Origin of the sequence: Pseudoalteromonas sp. S1608 (genome assembly GCF_005887265.1) — a bacterium.
Lineage (GTDB): Bacteria > Pseudomonadota > Gammaproteobacteria > Enterobacterales > Alteromonadaceae > Pseudoalteromonas > Pseudoalteromonas undina.
Window position 1 is genome coordinate 205,320 of record NZ_PNDK01000004.1, and the last position, 6,218, is coordinate 211,537.

At 42.1% G+C, this 6,218-nt stretch carries 4 protein-coding genes; 2 read left to right on the forward strand and 2 right to left on the reverse strand.

The genetic code is table 11. From position 1 onward, the window contains the following. Positions 1-2 precede the first annotated feature (2 nt). Entirely contained in the window at positions 3-1,061 is a 1,059-nt protein-coding gene (locus CWB75_RS03505) for an alcohol dehydrogenase family protein (protein ID WP_138569917.1), read from the forward strand. A gap of 41 nt (positions 1,062-1,102) precedes the next feature. Here CWB75_RS03505 and CWB75_RS03510 read toward each other — a convergent pair whose 3' ends face one another. Together CWB75_RS03510 and CWB75_RS03515 are read right to left on the reverse strand one after the other, a co-directional pair. Further along, positions 1,103-2,335 (reverse strand): threonine/serine exporter family protein, encoded by a 1,233-nt coding sequence (locus CWB75_RS03510; protein ID WP_075169987.1) that lies wholly within the window; start codon positions 2,333-2,335, stop codon positions 1,103-1,105. Between the two features lie 122 nt (positions 2,336-2,457). Further along, complete coding sequence (locus CWB75_RS03515) at positions 2,458-3,681, reverse strand: glycosyltransferase (RefSeq protein WP_054201339.1); 1,224 nt, start codon at positions 3,679-3,681, stop codon at positions 2,458-2,460. 275 nt (positions 3,682-3,956) lie between these two features. Between CWB75_RS03515 and CWB75_RS03520 the strand changes: the two genes are divergently transcribed. Beyond that, positions 3,957-6,218: S9 family peptidase (locus tag CWB75_RS03520; RefSeq protein WP_138569918.1), on the forward strand; the 2,262-nt coding region annotated here is incomplete at its 3' end.

Here is a 6,218-nt window from a genome sequence, read left to right on the forward strand (position 1 = left end):
TAATGGCAAACCTACCCACTACAATGCATGGCGTGCAGCTCACAGCCCATGGCGATTTTGATGCGCTAAAATATGCAACCGATATAGCTGTACCTAGTCTTGCAAGTACCGACGTATTAATAAAAGTCATGGCGGCGGGAGTAAATAACACTGACTTAAACACACGTTTAGCTTGGTACTCAAAAAAAGGTGATGAAAGCGATGATGCTAGCTGGTCTGGTAATGCATTAGTATTTCCCCGCATTCAAGGTGCTGATGTATGTGGTGTGATTATAGCCGTTGGTGAAAGTGTTGATAAAAACCGAATTGGCGAGCGTATTTTAGTTGAACCATGTTTGCTAAAAGCTAACGGTGAATCATTGAAAACACCGTGGTATTTTGGTTCAGAGTGCGACGGTGGTTTTGCACAATATACTGTAGTTGATTCTTTGCATGCATATAAAATTAATAGCAGCTATAGCGATGAAGAGCTTGCGTCGTTTCCGTGCTCATACTCAACTGCTGAAAATATGTTGTACCGCTCTAACCCGCAACAAGGGCAAACTGTATTAATTACTGGAGCTTCCGGTGGTGTTGGCTCTGCTGCTGTGCAGTTAGCAAAAGCGCGCGGTGCTAATGTTATTGCAATCACTAGTGAAAGTAAGGCGCAGCAGTTAAAAGATTTAGGTGCTGACAAAGTTTTATCTCGTGAAGACGATTTAATTAAAACCTTGGGTAAAAGCAGTGTTGATGTAGTTATCGATTTAGTAGCAGGGGAGCAATGGCCAAAGTTATTAGAGGTTTTAAAGCCAAAAGGGCGTTACGCGGTGTCGGGGGCAATTGGAGGAGCGTTAGTTGAGCTTGATATTCGTACATTGTATCTAAAAGATTTAACATTCTTTGGCTGCACAGTTATAGAACCAGGTGTATTTAAAAGCTTGGTAAACTTTATTGAGCAGGAAAAAATTAAGCCGATAGTGGCGCAAACATTGCCATTAAGTGAAATAGTAACAGCGCAACAAGTGTTTTCGCAAAAGCTGCACGTGGGCAAAATTGTTTTAACAATACCGCACAGCGAATAGCACACTAGAGCCCGCTACTTTAAAGTTAACGGGCTTTAAGCTTACAAACTCTTTTTAGGAGGAAGCGCTACGTTTGCAAAAATAAGCCCGGCCACGAGCGACATGAAAATTAAAAACGTTTGCTGACCAATATGATCTGCATAAACAAAGTCTTGGCCTTCAATTAGTGAGTTTAAACCAATATACGTTTTGCTCCCAGGCACTAATACAATTAATCCCTGCATAGCTACAATAGAGGCCGGAGCATTGGCAACACGGTTAAATAAGTTGCTAAATACACCGACTGAAAATGCACCAATAAAGGTGCCTAACGTGTAATTTAAATCTAAATATATAGCAGGCCCAATACTGGTGCCATAAGCTATAAAGCCTGAGGCAATAGACCAGATTGCATGTTTAAGCTTAGTTCTAAAAATAACGATTAAGCTACTACATAAAAGTAAAATAGCGAGCCATGCAGTCCACTTTGGTAACGGCTCTGGTTGAACGAAATCGGCTTGCCCAAAGACCGCAAAGCCAATAGCAAGACCAATAAAAGCCCCAAAATAAAGCTTAAACAGCAACATAAACGAGTCCATAACGCGAGCTGTGCCCGATACTAAATGTCTGGCTGCGAGTTCAGCAAGGCCAAGTGCAAGGGCTAAACCGGGTATAAACACAATAATGGCAGAAAGCACAATTAATCGAATGTTGATGTGTGCATCTAAATGAACGCTAATAGCACAAGCAAGAATAGCCGACACTATTGCCACTAATGGCTCAAGCATGTGAGCCACACGTTTCGAACGGGCCGACCAAAGTACAAATAAGTATACAATAAAGGTTAATAATCCAGACCACAGAACATCATTCCAACTGGTGCCCATAAGCATTGCAAATGCGCCGCCAGAGGTGGCAAAGGCAACGCCTGTCAGCACTCTGTTATAAGGATTTGGGGCATCAAAAATAATATCAAGTTGCTGATCAACCTCTTGCAACGTGAGCTCACCATTAAGCATTTTATTAACTAGGTCATCGGTATCGGCAAGTGAACCTAAATCGTGATCGCCCGGGTCAACGCGGGCAACATGGGTATATTCATCTTCATGGCCATCGGTCCAAATAACAAAGGTAACCGACGTGGGCGACATAACAAACGATGATTTAAGATCTAAATAAGTCGCCACTTCCATTAAGTGGGCTTCTAAGCGATAGGCAGGTGTACCGTATTTATGGAGCATCTTGCCCAATTTAACGATAAATTTGCGTTTTTCAGTAAACGTTGCGGTTTTCAAATTTGTTTTGAACCAACTATTAAATAACTAAGCTAAAAATATAGGCAATAATGCTAAAATTACCCAAGTTTATTTGCGGCGATTTTAAACACAAATCGCCGCCTGTCTAGTGATTTTTAATGTTATTTTTTATTTTTTTCTGCTATCCACTGCGACATATATTGTGTGCTGCGCATGGTATGGTGTTTGAGCATTTGACCCGTGAAATTTTTCATCCGGTGAGCATCTAAATTACTGCTTATTGAGTCGATTTTTTCAATTAATTGAGCACTTAACTGTACTTTGTCATACAGAGTATTAAGCAGAAGGCCGCCAGCGGCTTGTGCTTCACTAAATTTAGCCTCGTTGTTGTATAAAGAGACTGCGGCATCTGCAAAAGCTTGCACATCTGCTGTTACCACACCTGGCCACGGCAACGTGCTGTGCATACCTTCGCTGCCAATAGGCGTGGTGATGCTTGGGGTTTGCATGATCATGGCTTCTAAAAGTTTACCTTTAATACCTGCCCCAAAACGCAAAGGAGCTAAGCAAATCCGCGCACTTTGCATTACTTCATACGCATCATCGGCCCAGCCTTTAATTAAAAAGCCGGTTTTAGGATTATTAAGTGCGGTGGCTTTTGGTGGTGGGTAAGACCCATAAATATGCAATTCTGCCTGCGGTAGTTGTTTGCGGATAAGCGGCCAAATTTTTTGTAAATAGAGTACCGCATCCCAGTTTGGGGCATGCCTAAAATTGCCAATGGTCATAAAGTGTTGGCGTTGTTCATACGATTTAGTTTGCTCAGGTAAGGCACTTAAATCAACCATAAATGGTAAGTGATGTAACACGCTAGGCTCAACTTTAAACACTTCATTGAGTAGTTCCATCTCATAGCTTGAGATAATTAAGCTGAGATCGCAGCGTAAAATAGCGGCTATTTCACGTTTAGCTATGTCTGATAGTAAATCGCTGTGGTTGAATTCGCGCTCACCTTTATGCGCTTCGTGGCGTGCATTACGCAGACACTGTAAATCTTCGGTATCCAAAATTTTAAGTGCATTAGGACAATGCTTATCTACGCGCCAACCAAATTGCTCTTCCATCATAAAACGATCGAACATCACTAAATCGGGGTTGTAAGCTTTAACATAGTCATCAAAACTATCGCAGTTAAGAGCGATGCTTTGGCTGGTTATACCAAAGTCGGCAAGGTCAACCATGTGTTCGGTAGGCAGTGCGGGCGTGGCGAACTCAACATCCCAGTTTTGCGCCCTAAACGCATTTAGTAACGACATCATGTGCGTACCTGCAGCAGATGAATTGGGCTCTGGCCATACATAGCCAATTACCAGCACTTTTTTCATTGGCTAGATTCTCTAATTATTTGATGGAAAAACAGACTCAAACACAGTGGTATATTTTTAAAAGCTGTAACGGTATTTAAAAAGCAGAGTATGATTTCGAAAAACTAAAATGCTGCAAATTAATGGACATAAACAACCAATTTTAGCGTTGAGTAAATAGGCGTGTATTTTAGCGTATTCAGGCTACTTAAGTCATTACTTAGCTTAACACTTTATGAATGGTGCAAAACGTGTTTATATATCCGGTAATATTTAACAATAAAAAGGATGAAAACATGAATGCTTTTAGGCTGTTAATTGCCTTGGTAGGCTGCATTGTTTTATTGCCTGCAAGTTATGCAGAGCAAGGATATCAAACCCCTTCACCAGCGCTTGCTACGCTCGTAGATGCTAAGTTAGCACCAACTAGTTCTTTATCAAGTGATGGACAGTGGCTGGCTTTGTTTGAACGCAAGCGTGTTGTGTCGCTTGATGAGCTGGCAAAAGAAGAATTTAAGCTTGCGGGGATCAAGCTCAACCCAGCTAATTTTTCACGCTCACGGGTAAGTGCCAAATACAGTGCTTTAGAACTTAAGCATGTAGAAAGTGGTACTGTGGTTAACGTAAATAATTTGCCGCAGGGGATCATTCGCTCTCCTCGCTGGTCAGCAAATAGCGAGTATTTAGCGTTTATTGTTGAACAACCGGATAACGCACGGCTTTGGGTTTATAGCGTTAAAGCCAAGCAAGCAAAGCAGTTAAATGAGTTTGCACTTAATTCAGTATTAACCGCTACACCTTATCAGTGGTTACCCGATAGCACAGCGATTGTGGCTAATTTAGCGGTTAACTTAGACAAACCCAGATTAACCAATGATACCCAAAGCACAGTACCAGTTATTCAACAAAGTAGCGGTGAAAAAGCCCCAGCGCGTACTTATCAAAACTTATTAACCAGCCCATTTGATGAAGCACAATTTAAATTTTATGGTCAAGGTCAATTAGCGTATATCACGCTTGATGGTAAAGCACAGCCAATTGGCCGTGCTGGCTTATTTAAATCGTTTTCAATTTCGCCTGATTCAACCAATATTTTAGTCGCGACCATCGACGAGCCATTTTCGTATCAAGTCCCTTACAGCCGTTTTGCAACTACATGGCAAATATGGGGAATGCGTGGATATGCATTAGTCGAGCTGGCAAAGCAACCCCTTGCCGACAACATCCCACAAGGGTATGACAGTGTTCGCACTGGTCGTCGTGATTTTGAGTGGCGAGCCGATCAGGGTGCGGAGGTTATTTGGGCCGAAGCGCAAGATGGCGGCGATATGAAAACTGAGGTTGAGCATCATGATTACCTTTATAGTTTACGAGCACCATTTAAACGCGACCCTAAATTATTTGCCAAAGTAGAGCGTCGTTTTGCAGGCATACAATGGGGTAATGACAACATTGCCATGCTAAGTGATTGGCGCTTTAGTGACCGACAAGTGCGCACTTATGTAATTCAACCACGTAATGCTGATAGTAACCGCGTGTTATTTTCAGAGCGAAGCTACAATGATGCCTATAAAGATCCAGGTAGTGCCATATATGAACGAAACGACTTAGGCACGCGTGTTATAAAAGTCGTAGGCGGACGTTACATTTACCTTCGTGGAAACGGTGCATCTGAGCAAGGAAATATTCCATTTTTAGATCAATATGATGTAAAAACAAATAGCACTAAGCGAGTATGGCAATCGGCTGCACCTTACTACGAGCGAGTGCGAGCTTTATTAGACGATGAAGGTAAGCGTATTATCACTATTCGTGAGTCTAAAACGCAGCAGCCTAACTTTTTTATTCGCGATTTAGATAAAGATAGCTTAACGCAACTGACCCAATTTGAGCATCCGTATCCAGCATTTAAAGGGGTGACTAAAGAGCAATTACGTTATACCCGCGATGACGGTGTTGAGCTTTCAGGTACGCTTTATTTACCGCCAGGGTATGACAAAACACAAGGGCCTTTACCTGTTCTGATGTGGGCATATCCACTTGAATATAAAGATAAAGCGGTTGCTTCACAAGTACGCGAATCAGAATACGAATTTACCTACATAGGTTACTGGGGCCCAATGCCTTATTTAGCTAAAGGAATTGCGGTATTTGACGATCCTAAAATGCCGATTGTAGGTGTTGATGGCAGTGAGCCAAATGATCACTTTAGAAAACAGCTGGTTTCTAGCGCCAAAGCAGCGGTAGATGTACTGGTTGAAAAGGGTATTGCTGATAAAGATAATATCGCCATTGCAGGGCACTCTTACGGTGCATTCATGGTGGCTAACTTATTAGCGCATAGCGACTTATTTAAGGCTGGTATTGCCCGAAGTGGTGCGTATAACCGCACATTAACGCCGTTTGGTTTTCAAGGTGAAGAACGTGATTTTTGGCAAGCACAAAGTGTGTACGCAAACATGTCGCCGTTTTTCCATGCTGAGAAGATTAACGAACCTATGTTAATGATCCACGGTCAAGAAGATCCGAATTCGGGAACTTTCCCAATGCAAAGTGAA

Excerpts from the sequence above, each read along its gene's own strand:
- CWB75_RS03505 (WP_138569917.1), top strand. The coding sequence starts at position 3 with ATGGCAAACCTACCCACTACAATGCATGGCGTGCAGCTCACAGCCCAT.
- CWB75_RS03515 (WP_054201339.1), bottom strand. The coding sequence starts at position 3,681 with ATGAAAAAAGTGCTGGTAATTGGCTATGTATGGCCAGAGCCCAATTCA.